A 13734-nucleotide genomic window follows, 5' to 3' on the forward strand; every position below is an offset into this window, starting at 1 on the left:
ATATGAACTTGGATCATACCAAAATTACAACGTTAGGTGAATTAAAATCAGCTGGTTATAAAAGCAAAAGCATTAAAGACGAACTACGGGAGAATCTTTTGGAGAAAATAACCAAAGGAGAACAAGTGTTCGAAGGTGTCTGGGGTTATGAAAATTCGGTGATTCCAGAATTGGAAAGAGCAATTCTCTCCCGTCACAATATTAATTTATTGGGCTTGCGCGGACAGGCAAAAACACGTTTGGCCCGTTTGATGGTGCAGTTATTGGACGAATGGATGCCGATTATTGAGGGCTCTGAAATTCACGATGACCCTTTGGAACCTATTTCAAGATATGCAACGGAGCTTATTAAAGAAAAAGGAGATAGTACTCCTATTAGCTGGGTGCACCGAAGTGAACGTTTTTATGAAAAGTTGGCTACACCAGATGTTACTGTAGCAGATTTGATAGGTGACGTTGACCCTATTAAAGCGGCCAATCTAAAATTATCCTACGCGGATGACCGTGTAATCCATTTTGGAATGATACCGAGGGCCAACCGTTGTATTTTTGTGATAAACGAGCTTCCCGACCTTCAAGCAAGAATTCAGGTAGCGCTATTTAATATACTGCAAGAAGGTGATATACAGATTCGTGGATTCAAACTTCGCTTGCATTTGGACATTCAGTTTGTGTTTACCGCCAACCCTGAAGATTACACGAACAGGGGAAGCATTGTTACTCCTTTAAAAGACAGAATAGGTTCCCAGATTCTTACCCACTACCCAGAAAGTATCGAGATTGCCAAAAAAATTACTAAGCAAGAAGCGCAATTGGATAAACGGCAATCAGATTTCGTGTATGTACCTGAAATTGCAATGGATTTATTGGAGCAAATTAGTTTTGAGGCAAGAAACAGTGAATACGTGGATGTAAAGAGTGGAGTAAGTGCCCGTATGAGTATCACCGCATTCGAAAATCTATTGAGTACCGCCGAACGCAGGGCTATTGTTGCTGGTGACAAGAAAACCAATGTCCGTTTAAGTGATTTTATGGGTGTAGTGCCTTCCATTACAGGAAAAATAGAGTTGGTTTATGAAGGAGAGCAGGAGGGAGTTGGCTCCGTAGCTGAAAATTTAATCGAGGATGCTGCCAAGTCTTTGTTTCCTAATTATTTTCCAAAAATTGATAAACTTCAACGTAAAGAAGAAGAAAACGAGTACGATGAATTAATCAGTTGGTTCTTTGATGGTGAAGGTTTTGATTTGCTGGATGATGAAAAAGAGGAGGATTATAAATCCAAACTGGATTCGATTGGCCCGTTGAACAATCTTTTAAAGGAATACCAACCGGACACACCCAAAGAGGATTCTTATTTTTTAAAGGAATTATTGCTTTGGGGACTGGTTGCCCATAAAAAATTGAGCAAACATCGTTTTGAACAAGGTTATCAGTTTAAAGATTTATACGGAAGTTATATTCGTGGTCTTTAAACTACTGCCAAATGTTTAAGTTGTCATTGTAATTCTCAAAGTTATAAACTCCAATAAACCTTTTCCTTAGCCAAAAGGTATACAACGTTAATATTGGCAGTACGCAGTAAAGAACAAGAATCAGCGCAGCCATAGGTTTAAAAGTTGCGGGAATTACATGTTCTCCATACACATCAACGGAGTTGAGAACTATTGCACTATCGTAGATTTTAAAAAAATATACAATCATAATGGTATAAAGGGCATACTCAATGTTTCTCATTTTAGGATCTGGAAGTTCGTCTTCAACAATCTTGAACCATACGACGTAGAGATAAATAAAATGTACGGAAGTAAGAATAGGAACAATATAATTGTCAGGTTTAAAAAAATAGAACTGGTTCGTATAAACACCATAAAAGCTTAAAACAACCAAGGCTACAAGAATCGCCATACTGGCAAGAATATTTCTTTTCCAAGTGATGATTTTTGATAGAGTATTCATGTTAAATGCAGATTTGAGACTTTATTTAACATAAAGAACGGGTTTTTTAAAGGGCTATTTTAAAGAAATCGACAACCCGCAAACAATGTTGGATAATGCGAAAAATCCGACATAAAACCTGTAAAAGTTGATATGAAAATTGAGTGTTTAATCAAATAAGTCCGAAGACAAATAACGATCACCTCGATCACAAACAATAGACACGATAGTTCCACTCTCCAAAGTTTCCGCAAGACGTAATGCAACAGTAGCAGCTCCACCACTGCTCATCCCGGCAAATATACCTTCGTCCTTGGCTAACCTTTTGGCCATTTCGGTGGCATCCTGCTCACTAACTTCCATGACGGTATCCACTTTTTCAGGATTGAAAATCTTAGGCAGGTATTCCTGTGGCCATTTTCGAATTCCTGGTATCTTGGAATCATCGGTAGGCTGCACACCTACAATTTGCACATTGGGATTTTGTTCCTTTAAAAAGGTGGAAGTTCCCATGATGGTTCCGGTAGTTCCCATACTGGATACAAAATGTGTGATTTCGCCATCTGTATCCCTCCATATTTCAGGGCCTGTAGTCTTATAATGAGCCTTCCAGTTATCATCATTGGCAAACTGGTTCAACATTTGAAATCCTTCATTCTTAACTTTGGCCTCAGCGTAATCCCGAGCTCCTTCAATGCCAACGTCTGCAGGGGTCAAAGTTACCTTAGCTCCATAGGCACGCATAGTTTGTACACGCTCTTTCGTAGAATTTTCAGGCATTACCAGTTCAATATCAAGTCCAAAAACACCCGCAATCATAGCCAAACCAATACCCGTATTGCCACTTGTTGCCTCAATCAATTTAGTGGATTTGGAAAAATCTCCGCGTTCCAGACCACTTTTGATCATATTATATGCGGGTCTGTCCTTTACGCTGCCTCCGGGATTATTTCCTTCAAGCTTAAACAGGATTTTTACGTTGGGGTTTGTATTCAATACTTTGGACTCCACCAAAGGTGTATTTCCAATAAGGTCTAGTATGCTGTTAGACATTTGGGGTTGTCTTTATTTTAATTTCTGGTGTATGATAAACTTTTGAGTTGGGAGGAACAGAAGATGTAATCCAAGCATTACCACCAATAATCGAGTTTGCGCCTATAACAGTTTCTCCTCCTAAAATAGTGGCGTTGGCGTAAATAGTAACATTGTTCTCTATTGTAGGATGTCGCTTTGTTTTCTCCAAGTTCTTGGCAACATATAATGCCCCCAAGGTAACCCCTTGATACAATTTGACATTATCATGAATTACTGCTGTTTCACCAATGACTACACCTGTAGCGTGATCTATAAAAAATGATTTTCCAATTTTGGCTCCTGGGTTAATGTCGACACCTGTTTGTCTGTGTGCATATTCCGTCATCATCCTTGGAATCAAAGGAACTCCCTCTTCATAAAGTTCATGGGCCAACCTATAAATGGCAATAGCGTAAAAGCCAGGGTAGGCCATGTAAATTTCCTGAATGGATAAAGAAGCAGGGTCACAATTCAAAATAGCCTCGGCATCCAAATTCAAGTTTTCTAATATTTGTGGTAAATGGGAAATATAATTTCCCCAAAGTTCTTCGCTAGGTTTTTCTAAGTCCCAACAAGCCATATCCATTAGCTTATCGAACTTTTTTTCTAACAACTCCAAGTTAACCGCCACTGGGGTGTTGGCATCAAATAGAGTGTAAAAAAGCGTATCTGTAAAATCTTCAGTTTCCTGCTTTAACCTATAATCTAGATAAGGCAGTTTTTTGTGCCTGTTGAGTTCGGCGATAATTTTTTCCTTGTCCATACTGCTCTTTATTGTCTTAAAATTAGACAAAAGCTTACCATAGGCCCATATAAAAAGGTAACTTTAGTTTAAAAATAACATATTATCGACATATGGCGTCCAATATTACAGTTTCCAAAGAGGTTTTTAATTTTCTAAGCGACCTTGAAAAAAACAACAATAAGGAATGGTTTGAAGAGCATAAGCCCGAGTTTAAAAGGCATCAATCCGAGGTGAAGACTTTTCTTGAAGCGGCAAAGGACAACCTGAACCATCATGATGAGATAGAAAAAACAAAAATGTTCCGTATTTATCGGGATGTACGTTTTTCCAAGGACAAAACACCGTATAAAAGTCATTTTGCAGGTTTTTTCTCCCGCTTGGGTGCACATTTACGAGGCGGATATTATATTCATATAAAACCTGGAGAGTCTTTTTTAGGCGTAGGTTTTTTTGCCCCGAACAAGGAAGACCTCTTCCGAATTAGAAAAGAATTGGAAATGGACGCGGGTGAATTTCGTGAAGTCATCAACCAAGAAGAATTAAAATCAATTTGGGGTGAATTGAGAGGTGATGAATTAAAAACGGCTCCCAAAGGATTTGATAAAGAACACCCTGACATTGACCTAATTCGAAAGAAACAGTTTATGTTTGTGCGCAACTTTTCTGATAAAGAAGTACTCTCTCCATCATTTTTAGATGAAGTGGACATGTCGTACAAAGCCATTCGTCCTTATTTTGACTTGATGAGTGATATCCTCACCACCAACTTAAATGGAGAGTCAATTTTGAAATAAGGCTTCTTCCTCCAATAATTGGATTTGGTCCTTTAGCCGTTCCACTACCATATTCATCATTCTTTTGTTCAGGGCAGAGGAATTGGTAATATAATCGCGGTATTCATCTACGGTAAATTGACCAATGATCATTCCCTTTAGGGAATTCCTGAATTTGATATCCTTTTGGATGGCCCGCTCAATGTAATGGAACTTTTTCTCCAAAGAAAGTTCGTAGAAAACCCCCTTGTGCTTGTTCGCATAATTTTTGAATGCCTCTACCAATAAATCGTTTTGGAGTTTGATTACAGGTCGAAGGGTTTTGTTCTGAAAATGCTCGTTAAAACCCATTTGGCTGTTAAAATGTGACTCTGGAATACTTGGACGAATGTCCAACCTGCGGTCGGATTGTGAATCCATGGTTGTGATTTTTACTAAAATTACAGAATGATCGACCGCACACTTGTAAATATGGCAATAGTTGTCAACGATGTTATGAACAACTTAAACCTCTTATAAACAAAGGCGAGTTAGAATAATTTAGAAATCCAGTAAATGATTAGGCTTGCCACACAGATTGAGAATTCGAGCATAACCCAATATCTGAATAGCCTAGGGAATTTAAAAGATGAATTGAAGAATGACATGTTTAAATATACTAAAATAACAGTATAATTTTTCCCCACTAAAAATCTTATTTTTATAAATTGAAGACAAAGCAAACTCAACTATGAAATTCGGAAAAGTTGACCATCCAGAGCTTATAGATTTTACCATGCCACCAGACCATCCTGATACTCCAGTGGTTCTCAAAAAGAACAAAACGGGCTCAGATACAAAGGTTTTTGTCGGCTGTGCCAAATGGAACAGGCAAGAACTCAAGAATTTCTATCCAAGAGGCACAAAAGATGAATTAGCGTATTATTCCACACAATTCAACAGTATTGAACTCAACGCGACATTCTACCGTATTTTTCCAGCAGAACAATATGAGAAATGGCGGGACAAAACACCCGAAGGGTTTAAATTTTTCCCGAAAATGACCAACGAGGTCAGCCATCTTCGACGAATGAACGATAAAGCGCTGGAAGCTGCGGACCGTTATTTGGAAGTAACATCATTATTGGGCGAAAAACTGGGGACCATCTTTTTGCAAATGCACAACAACTTCGGCCCTAAAAACTGGGATAGGGTAGTGCGCTTTGTGGAATACTGGCCCAAAGAGTTCCCTTTGGCCATGGAATTTAGACATACGGATTGGTTCAACGATGAGAAAGTGGCACAAGAACTATATCATTTACTGGAAGAGAACAATATTGCCAATATTTTGGTCGACACTGCAGGTAGGAGAGACCTTATGCACATGCGCTTGACCAAGAATGAAGCTTTTATTCGATATGTGGGAGCCAACCATAGATCCGATTATCCGCGTTTAGATGATTGGATAGAACGGTTATCTACTTGGAAATCCATGGGTCTTGAAAACATCCATTTCTTTGTACATCAAAATCTTGAATTGGAATCTCCATTATTGTCCGCCTATTTTATTGAGCAATTGAATACTAAAATGGGCTTTGACCTACAGATTCCTAAGACCACTTTACCCCCACAAAAGGATTTATTTGATTAAATGGGCCCAAATTGATCAAGTTTGAAATCTTGGGCATCCATAATTATTTACTAAATATTTACCAACGAGCAAATATCTGAAATTCGTAATTCGCATCAATTAAAGAGATTAACAAGATATTCTTCAATGGATTAATCTAACTTTGCACTAGAATTTTAAAAGTTTCAATTATGCGATTTCATACAAGGAAATGGGTAAAGCCAGAGGATTTGAACGCCAATGGAACTCTTTTTGGGGGTAAAGTCCTTGCCTGGATAGACGAAGAAGCCGTGCTATATACCATCATACAACTCGAAAACAAGAAAATTGTAACCAAATACATGTCCGAAATCAACTTTATGAGCACTGCTCACGAGGGAGACATTATAGAAATCGGAATAGAGGTTATAAAATTCGGGGTCACCTCAATTTCGCTTAACTGTGAAGTTAGAAATAAGATGACCCACGAAAGTATTGTTACGGTCGACAATATTATTATGGTGAACCTAGACGATAACGGAAATCCAAAAGCCCACGGCAAAACGAAAATAGAATACGTTAAGGACCGTTTGGCCAAAAAGGAAAAAGAGGAAAACGCTTAGTTGAGTGTCTTGGCAACAGCCTGAACCTCGTCCAGTACTCTTAACAAGTTACCGCCCCATAGTTTGGCGATTTCTTCCTCGGTATAGCCTCTTTTTACAAGTTCCAAGGTTACATTAAAGGTTTCAGAAGCATCTGACCAACCTTCGATACCACCGCCTCCGTCAAAATCGGAGCTGATGCCCACGTGGTCAATTCCAATTAAATCCACCATGTAGTCAATGTGGTCCACAAAGTCGGATACATTTACGGCTGGTGGTACATTGGGGTCGGTTTCGACCATTTCTTTACCAATGTTCATCACTTTTCTGTAGTTACCAAAAAACTCTTCACGCTGCTCATCCGTCAACGAAGGGAACTGAGAACGCTCGTACCAAGCAATATCCAATGAGTCTGCTACTTTTTTATAAACTTCGGTCATATAAGCCGACCGAGCTTCGTGCTTTTCTGTATTCAAATAAGAGCTAAAAGCTACGGTCTGCACTACGCCACCATTTTCTTTAATCAACATCAATTGCTCATCATCCAAGTTACGACTATGGCCGCAAAGCGCTCTTGCCGAAGAGTGCGAAGCAATAATTGGGGCTTTAGTAAGCTCAATCATCTGTTTCATGGCTTCTTTGGATGGATGGGACACATCGATCATAATTCCAACCCGGTTCATTTCTGCCACTGCTTCCTTACCTAAATCACTAAGTCCATTATGAAGCCAAACGCTATCTTTTTCCCCAGTATTGGAGTCGCTGAACTGGCTATGCCCGTTGTGTGCCAATGACATGTATCGGGCGCCTCGTTGTTGGTATTCTTCAATTTTAGAAAGGTCTTCGCCAATCGGATAGGCATTTTCCACTCCGATCATAGCTACCTTTTTTCCAGAGGCAACAATTCGTCTGACATCATCCGAAGTCAAAGCCAATTCAATCTGGTCAGGAGCAATTTCTTCACAAAGTTTATGGATAGCATCAAATTTAGAGATTGCATTTTCCGATGCTCTTGCATATCCCTCGGTAGTTAAAGTGTCTTGTCCGGTGTATACAATAAACCAGGCTACATCCAAACCACCTTCTTCCATTTTGGGAAGATTGATTTGGGTATCCAATCTTTGGGTATAATTGATACTGTCCGTGAAATTTTGAACGTTGATGTCGTCATGGGTATCAATCGTAACCACAGAATCGTGGATTCTCTGGGCTTTTTCTTCCAAGGTTTCTGTCTTTTCAGTTTTTTTTTCTCCACAGGAGATCAATAGGGTAAGGCTAAAGAATAAATAAAAATATTTCATGGTTGGTTTTTTTACACATACAAATAACGCAATTTGACAACAATATCCGAGCGCTACGGAACAATAAATTGTAATACCTCAGTTTTATCAACATTTTTAGAATGATTAATAACCTTTATAGCAATAAGTTGGGAACACGAGAATTGTTAACGTATCTAGAAAAGTTGGAAATAGGATTAAGCTCCTTTTCTTATGAAGAATTAGGCGTTGTTGAAGCAGGAGAACTCAAAAAATCTTTCGAGGTATTCAAGATAGGACTGGAAAACAAAGTTTTTGGGGTTTCAGAAATGAAACAACTCGAAAGCATTTACGAAAAAGTGGGCATCCAGAGCCTTGACAACAGACAATTCACCGAATCCGAAAGTTCCAAGTTTTTAACACTAATCAAAGCACTTGAGAACACCCCATTATCCAAGGAGCAAAGTGAAATTGTGAAAGAACTTAAAAACATGGTTCATGGTACAAAAAGGAAAGCTCAAAATTCAGATAAAACCACGGATAGCATGTCTACAGATTTTGAATTTATAGAAAAAAGCTTGCAGGCCGGGTTTGCAAACCAAAGTATTGATCTAAAACCCGTTTTGGAAGATTGTATGGGGCAGATGGAGCTCTTGGAAGAGTTGGTACGCATGTTCAAACAAAACGTATGGGAGTTTATAGGCAATGCCAAAATCAACCTGTTAAACGAAAACTTTAGCGCATTGGAACTAGCTTGCCAAAAAGTTATGCCTTCCTTACGAATGATGAAAACCTATGGTCTTTTGGAAGCTACACAACAAGTATCAAGATTGTGTAAAACTGATAAGGACTTAAAGCACCTTGCTTTTTTATACGACCAATTTCTTCAAGAATACCCTCGTGTACAAGAGCAGATAGACTTTGAAATGGAAATGTATAGGACTATGTAAAATACAACTACCATGGAAAACAGCAATCTACCAAAGTATTTACAAAGTGTTTTTTATCCCTTGTTCCAGCATGCAAAGGATCTAGAATGCCGGTTAATGCTTCTGGATGAAATGTTGAAGGTAGGGGATAAGAAGGAAATTCCTTTTCTAACTGAGTTGGAATCCCATGAAAATCCCAAAATAAGCAATAAGGCGTTTGAAATTAAAAATGAATTACAATCCAAATTGGGCGTAATGTCCGATACAGAGCGACGACGGTTGCCCATGAACCTTTGTTTTATCTATGATGAATTCAATATTAGGCCGAGCAAAGTTGATAAAGATCTCGACTTTGAGATAGAACTGGATATTTTAAACATGAAACAGAAATAGGGTTTCACCACCCAAAGTGGGATTTTCACCACATTTTACGATTTTAAAATAATCTTTAAAATGAATTAACGTTATACCTAAAACCCCGACAAATAAACCAAAGATTACAATGTTATACGATACCTACGGCGAAGAATACTTGGCATTTTTACAAGAACTGAACGAAATTTTGACAGTTAACGAACTTGCCGAACTTGATTACCTATAGTAGACAAACACCCCAAAATTTGTTACCATGAAAAACCATAACAAAGAAAACACCGCTTACTTAAATTTTATTCAAGATTTAAAAGACATACTCACTGATTTTGATATCAGTCTTTTGAGTAAACCATGATGCTTAAGTGTATATCATAAAAAAGGGGATGCTGTTAACAGCATCCCCTTTTTTATTTATAACAATTTGGCAATTATCCCAAGTACGACTTAAGAATCTTACTTTTTGAAGTATGCCTTAATTTTCTAATTGCTTTTTCGCGGATTTGACGCACACGTTCTCTTGTCAAATCAAAGGTGCTACCTATTTCTTCCAAGGTCATGGAAGGTTGGTCCCCAATTCCATAATATAATCGTACCACATCGGCTTCTCTTGGAGAGAGTGTATCCAATGCCCTGTTTATTTCAGTGTTCAACGACTGGTGCATCAAACCTTTGTCTGGTTTTGGAGAATCGCCAGCATTCAATACATCATACAAATTGGACGTTTCTCCTTCTTTTAAAGGTGCATCCATGGATACGTGACGTCCAGTATTCTTTAAGGATTGTTTTACTTCGGAAACCGTCATGTCCAACTCTTTTGCAATTTCTTCTGGCGATGGTGGACGCTCATGCGCTTGTTCCAAGTAAGAGAATGTCTTTTTAATTTTATTGATAGATCCGATTTTATTTAGCGGCAAACGAACCACACGGGATTGTTCTGCCAAGGCTTGCAGAATTGATTGACGAATCCACCAAACCGCATAGGAGATAAATTTAAATCCACGGGTTTCATCAAAACGTTTAGCGGCTTTTACCAACCCAACATTACCTTCGTTAATCAAATCGGGTAATTTTAATCCTTGATTTTGATATTGTTTTGCTACAGATACCACAAACCTAAGGTTTGCATTCGTTAATTTTTCCAAAGCAGCTTGATCACCGGCCCTAATCTTTTGTGCTAACTCAACTTCCTCTTGCGCCGTGATTAGATCAATCTTACTAATATCTTGCAAGTATTTATCAAGTGATTTGGATTCCCGGTTCGTGACCTGTTTGATTATTTTTAGCTGCCTCATTCTTATATCTGGTTTACAAGTGTTATAAGCTATCATTATACATCATAATCTCCATTTTTCCAAGTCCAAAATGTTATTCTTATCAAAATGTTATAAGCAAATTCGGGAAATAGGGGAAATAACACACAATTATGGATTGTTGATACAATTTTGATAGAAAAGCCTTCGAGTATTGGTCTCACGCACAAAAAACCTCTAATTTTGTAAGGTTTTTTATTTAAGAATCCATAATGCCATTTTTCCTTTGGAAGTAAACAAAACAGTTAAGAAGAAAACTTTATACGATTATCAGGAAGAAGATCTGAACAAAATCTTCAAACATTTGGAGAAGCTTCCTCCAGGCACCAATATTTTGTATCAATTGCCCACTGGAGGTGGTAAAACCGTAGTGTTTTCTGAGATAACCAGACGGTTTATTGAGCAGACCGGCAAGAAGGTGATGGTACTTACACACCGTATCGAGCTTAGTAAGCAAACTTCCAAAATGCTCCATGGGTTCGGTGTTGCCAATAAAGTCATCAATAGCGAAGTCAAGGAACTGTACGATCAGGACGACTACATGTGTTTTGTGGCGATGGTGGAGACACTGAACAATCGTTTACAGGAAGAAAAGGTGAAAATCAATAATATTGGGCTGGTCATTATCGATGAGGCCCACTATAATTCCTTTAGAAAACTTTTCAAATATTTTGAGGATTCTACCATTTTGGGGGTAACGGCAACTCCATTGAGTTCCAACATCAAACTTCCCATGAAAGACAACTATAAACATTTGATTATAGGGGAGTCCATCAAATCGTTAATAGATAAACAGTTTTTGGCCAAGGCCAATCTTTATAATTACGATGTAAGCCTTCGTACCTTAAAGTTAGGTATCAATGGGGATTATACAGTAAAATCTTCTGATGAGTTTTACAGCGCCCATAGCATGTTGGGTAAATTGCTCACTGCCTATGAAGAGATTGCAAAGGGTACCAAAACATTGATTTTCAATAATGGTATCAATACCTCACTGTATGTATACGAAACCTTTAAAAAGGCGGGGTACAATGTTCGGCATTTGGACAATAAAAACACAGCTACGGAACGAAAAGAGATTCTAGAGTGGTTTTCAGAGACCCCAGATGCTATTCTAACTTCGGTTAGTATTCTTACCACTGGTTTTGATGAACCTACAGTGGAATCCATTATTCTGAATCGGGCAACACGTTCCCTTACGCTATATTTTCAAATGATTGGTAGGGGTTCCAGGGTTTTGCCCAACAAGGATAAGTTCAATGTGATTGATATGGGTAACAACTTAGCTCGTTTTGGACCTTGGGATGCACCGATAGACTGGCAGGAAATCTTTCACTTCCCGGACTTTTATCTAGAGAACATTAAAAATGATGAAGAAATTGAGCGTGAATTTGTCTATGAAATGCCAGATGAACTTCGTGCCAAGTTTAGTAAATCTGACAATATAACTTTTGATGTAAAAGCAGAGTACAAAAAGATATTTGCACAAGGACAAAAATCCAAGGTTGTATTGGAAAAAAGTATTGAGCAACACGCACAAATATGTGTGGAAAACAGTGAAGATGTTTTTGATGCTCGTATTTTGGCCAAAGAATTAAAGGATGAAATCCAGTATCGCGTAAAACAGTATTCCTATTGCATTATGAACAATACCAAAAACTACAAAGAGTGGTTGGAGGAAGACTATGAGCGAAAACTCCGTTCCAGTATTTCCAAAATGTTTGCAGCGAGGATGTAATTGGATTCTTGGACGGTTGGATTATTGGATTGTTTGTTTTCCATTTTGATACTTCAACTTGAGTTTGCACTTGCACTTGAACTTTGTAGTTCCAACTTCGTAATTTTACCCACATGTCAAAAAAGCTCCTCGTAATCGGTTATGTCTGGCCAGAGCCAAGTACAACGGGCGCTGGATGCCGCATGCAGCAGTTATTGGAAGCCTTTCTATGCTTTGATTACGAAATCACCTTTGCCAGTACCGCCAGTAAAACGGAGTACAGTTTGGATTTACAAAAAATGGGGATTAAGGAAGTTGCTATACGGCTCAACCATTCCAGTTTTGATGGATTTATACAGGAACTAGCTCCTGATGTAGTATTGTTCGACCGTTTTATGATTGAAGAACAATTTGGATGGCGAGTGGCAGAATTTGCCCCTGAAGCTTTACGTATTTTAAACACCGAAGATCTGCACGCCTTACGCAAGAGTAGGGAAGAAGCTCATAAAAAAAATCATTCCTTTAGGATAGAAGATTGGAAAAACCACCCAATGACCTTACGAGAAGTGGCCAGTATCTATCGTTGTGATTTGAGTTTGATGATTTCCACCTACGAAATGGAAATTTTACAGCAAGAACTCCATGTTCCGGCCGAGTTGTTGTGTCATTTGCCTTTTATGGTTGATGTTTCAGAAATATTTAAAGAGAAATTTACTCCTTTTGAAATACGAAGTGGTTTTGTAAGCATTGGTAATGGTAAGCATGCTCCCAATGTGGATGCTGTAAGGGTTTTAAAGCAAGAGATTTGGCCCCGAATACGAAAGCAGCTTCCAGAAGCTAAAATCCATATATATGGCGCTTATTTACCACAACAAGTGAATGAAGTGCACAGTCCCAACACGGGTTTTCATGTGAACGGTTGGGCGAAAAATGTGGATAATGTTCTCCAAAATGCAAGGGTGTTACTGGCACCGCTACAATTTGGGGCAGGCATTAAGGGAAAGTTACTGGATGCGATGAAAACAGGCACTCCAAGTGTTACGACTACCATTGGTGCTGAAGGCATGCATGGTAACCTGGCCTGGAATGGTAGTATTACTGATAATTGGGATGAGTTTGTTCAAGCTGCTGTGGAATTGCACCAAAACCAAACTACTTGGCACAATGCCCAACAAAATGGAATCAAATTGCTACAAACTTTTTATAAAAAAGAAGTTTTGCAAAACCAATTAAAAGATCGGTTGCATCAACTTCGCATCGCTTTGGAAACCCATCGGCAATCAAATTTTATAGGAAAGCTGCTACAACAACAAACCATGTCCAGCACCAAGTATATGGCCAAATGGATTGAAGAGAAAAATAGGAAGTAATTTCGTTATCGTTAAGGATATAAATTCGTTTTATTGATTTATATCCAGTGATACTGA

Annotated in this window: 14 protein-coding genes; 8 read left to right on the top strand and 6 right to left on the bottom strand. The window is 38.5% G+C overall.

All coding sequences use genetic code 11. From position 1 onward, the window contains the following. The first annotated feature begins 2 nt into the window (after positions 1-2). Positions 3-1472 carry a magnesium chelatase gene (locus D2V08_RS16735; protein WP_119609576.1) on the top strand — a complete coding sequence of 490 codons (1470 nt, stop codon included), beginning with the start codon at positions 3-5 and terminating at the stop codon, positions 1470-1472. Position 1473: 1 nt separating this feature from the next. Here D2V08_RS16735 and D2V08_RS16740 read toward each other — a convergent pair whose 3' ends face one another. From D2V08_RS16740 to epsC, 3 genes are all read right to left on the bottom strand, one after another. Further along, positions 1474-1956, bottom strand: coding sequence for a hypothetical protein (locus D2V08_RS16740; protein WP_119609577.1), 483 nt, complete (start codon positions 1954-1956; stop codon positions 1474-1476). A gap of 147 nt (positions 1957-2103) precedes the next feature. Further along, on the bottom strand, positions 2104-2988 hold the full coding sequence (gene cysM, locus D2V08_RS16745) for a cysteine synthase CysM (protein WP_119609578.1): 885 nt from the start codon (positions 2986-2988) through the stop codon (positions 2104-2106). Then, a complete protein-coding gene (gene epsC / locus D2V08_RS16750; RefSeq protein WP_119609579.1) occupies positions 2981-3772 on the bottom strand; it encodes a serine O-acetyltransferase EpsC in 792 nt (263 codons plus the stop codon). Before epsC ends, cysM begins: the two co-directional genes overlap by 8 nt. A 92-nt stretch (positions 3773-3864) precedes the next feature. Between epsC and D2V08_RS16755 the strand changes: the two genes are divergently transcribed. Beyond that, a complete protein-coding gene (locus D2V08_RS16755; protein ID WP_119609580.1) occupies positions 3865-4548 on the top strand; it encodes a DUF2461 domain-containing protein in 684 nt (227 codons plus the stop codon). Here D2V08_RS16755 and D2V08_RS16760 read toward each other — a convergent pair. Further along, positions 4534-4947 (bottom strand): glyoxalase, encoded by a 414-nt coding sequence (locus tag D2V08_RS16760; protein ID WP_119609581.1) that lies wholly within the window; start codon positions 4945-4947, stop codon positions 4534-4536. The genes D2V08_RS16755 and D2V08_RS16760 overlap by 15 nt on opposite strands. Before the next feature lie 310 nt (positions 4948-5257). On the opposite strand from D2V08_RS16760, the gene D2V08_RS16765 reads away from it, so the two are divergent. Continuing rightward, positions 5258-6157 carry a DUF72 domain-containing protein gene (locus tag D2V08_RS16765; RefSeq protein ID WP_119609582.1) on the top strand — a complete coding sequence of 300 codons (900 nt, stop codon included), beginning with the start codon at positions 5258-5260 and terminating at the stop codon, positions 6155-6157. A gap of 170 nt (positions 6158-6327) precedes the next feature. Further along, on the top strand, positions 6328-6738 hold the full coding sequence (locus tag D2V08_RS16770) for an acyl-CoA thioesterase (RefSeq protein WP_119609583.1): 411 nt from the start codon (positions 6328-6330) through the stop codon (positions 6736-6738). On the opposite strand, the gene D2V08_RS16775 is transcribed toward D2V08_RS16770, so the two are convergent. Continuing rightward, on the bottom strand, positions 6735-8018 hold the full coding sequence (locus tag D2V08_RS16775) for a dipeptidase (RefSeq protein ID WP_119609584.1): 1284 nt from the start codon (positions 8016-8018) through the stop codon (positions 6735-6737). The two genes, D2V08_RS16770 and D2V08_RS16775, sit on opposite strands and share 4 nt — an antisense overlap. Positions 8019-8119: 101 nt before the next feature. On the opposite strand from D2V08_RS16775, the gene D2V08_RS16780 reads away from it, so the two are divergent. Together D2V08_RS16780 and D2V08_RS16785 are read left to right on the top strand one after the other, a co-directional pair. Beyond that, entirely contained in the window at positions 8120-8926 is an 807-nt protein-coding gene (locus D2V08_RS16780) for a hypothetical protein (RefSeq protein ID WP_119609585.1), read from the top strand. A gap of 12 nt (positions 8927-8938) precedes the next feature. Then, positions 8939-9298 (top strand): hypothetical protein, encoded by a 360-nt coding sequence (locus D2V08_RS16785; protein ID WP_147374174.1) that lies wholly within the window; start codon positions 8939-8941, stop codon positions 9296-9298. 410 nt (positions 9299-9708) lie between these two features. Here D2V08_RS16785 and D2V08_RS16790 read toward each other — a convergent pair whose 3' ends face one another. After that, on the bottom strand, positions 9709-10572 hold the full coding sequence (locus tag D2V08_RS16790) for a sigma-70 family RNA polymerase sigma factor (protein ID WP_100818963.1): 864 nt from the start codon (positions 10570-10572) through the stop codon (positions 9709-9711). 244 nt (positions 10573-10816) lie between these two features. On the opposite strand from D2V08_RS16790, the gene D2V08_RS16795 reads away from it, so the two are divergent. Together D2V08_RS16795 and D2V08_RS16800 are read left to right on the top strand one after the other, a co-directional pair. Further along, the gene (locus tag D2V08_RS16795) at positions 10817-12328 is read left to right on the top strand and encodes a DEAD/DEAH box helicase (protein ID WP_119609587.1); all 1512 of its coding nucleotides are present in this window, start codon (positions 10817-10819) and stop codon (positions 12326-12328) included. A gap of 113 nt (positions 12329-12441) precedes the next feature. Further along, positions 12442-13677, top strand: coding sequence for a glycosyltransferase (locus D2V08_RS16800; RefSeq protein ID WP_119609588.1), 1236 nt, complete (start codon positions 12442-12444; stop codon positions 13675-13677). Positions 13678-13734: the final 57 nt, after the last annotated feature.

The organism is Flagellimonas lutimaris (assembly GCF_003581615.1).
In the GTDB taxonomy this organism is placed as follows: domain Bacteria; phylum Bacteroidota; class Bacteroidia; order Flavobacteriales; family Flavobacteriaceae; genus Flagellimonas; species Flagellimonas lutimaris.

Bases quoted from the DNA above. Each gene is read 5' to 3' on its own strand.
- D2V08_RS16735 (WP_119609576.1), top strand. From the start codon at position 3: ATGAACTTGGATCATACCAAAATTACAACGTTAGGTGAATTAAAATCA.
- D2V08_RS16740 (WP_119609577.1), bottom strand. From the start codon at position 1,956: ATGAATACTCTATCAAAAATCATCACTTGGAAAAGAAATATTCTTGCC.
- cysM (WP_119609578.1), bottom strand. From the start codon at position 2,988: ATGTCTAACAGCATACTAGACCTTATTGGAAATACACCTTTGGTGGAG.
- epsC (WP_119609579.1), bottom strand. From the start codon at position 3,772: ATGGACAAGGAAAAAATTATCGCCGAACTCAACAGGCACAAAAAACTG.
- D2V08_RS16755 (WP_119609580.1), top strand. From the start codon at position 3,865: ATGGCGTCCAATATTACAGTTTCCAAAGAGGTTTTTAATTTTCTAAGC.
- D2V08_RS16760 (WP_119609581.1), bottom strand. From the start codon at position 4,947: ATGGATTCACAATCCGACCGCAGGTTGGACATTCGTCCAAGTATTCCA.
- D2V08_RS16765 (WP_119609582.1), top strand. From the start codon at position 5,258: ATGAAATTCGGAAAAGTTGACCATCCAGAGCTTATAGATTTTACCATG.
- D2V08_RS16770 (WP_119609583.1), top strand. From the start codon at position 6,328: ATGCGATTTCATACAAGGAAATGGGTAAAGCCAGAGGATTTGAACGCC.
- D2V08_RS16775 (WP_119609584.1), bottom strand. From the start codon at position 8,018: ATGAAATATTTTTATTTATTCTTTAGCCTTACCCTATTGATCTCCTGT.
- D2V08_RS16780 (WP_119609585.1), top strand. From the start codon at position 8,120: ATGATTAATAACCTTTATAGCAATAAGTTGGGAACACGAGAATTGTTA.
- D2V08_RS16785 (WP_147374174.1), top strand. From the start codon at position 8,939: ATGGAAAACAGCAATCTACCAAAGTATTTACAAAGTGTTTTTTATCCC.
- D2V08_RS16790 (WP_100818963.1), bottom strand. From the start codon at position 10,572: ATGAGGCAGCTAAAAATAATCAAACAGGTCACGAACCGGGAATCCAAA.
- D2V08_RS16800 (WP_119609588.1), top strand. From the start codon at position 12,442: ATGTCAAAAAAGCTCCTCGTAATCGGTTATGTCTGGCCAGAGCCAAGT.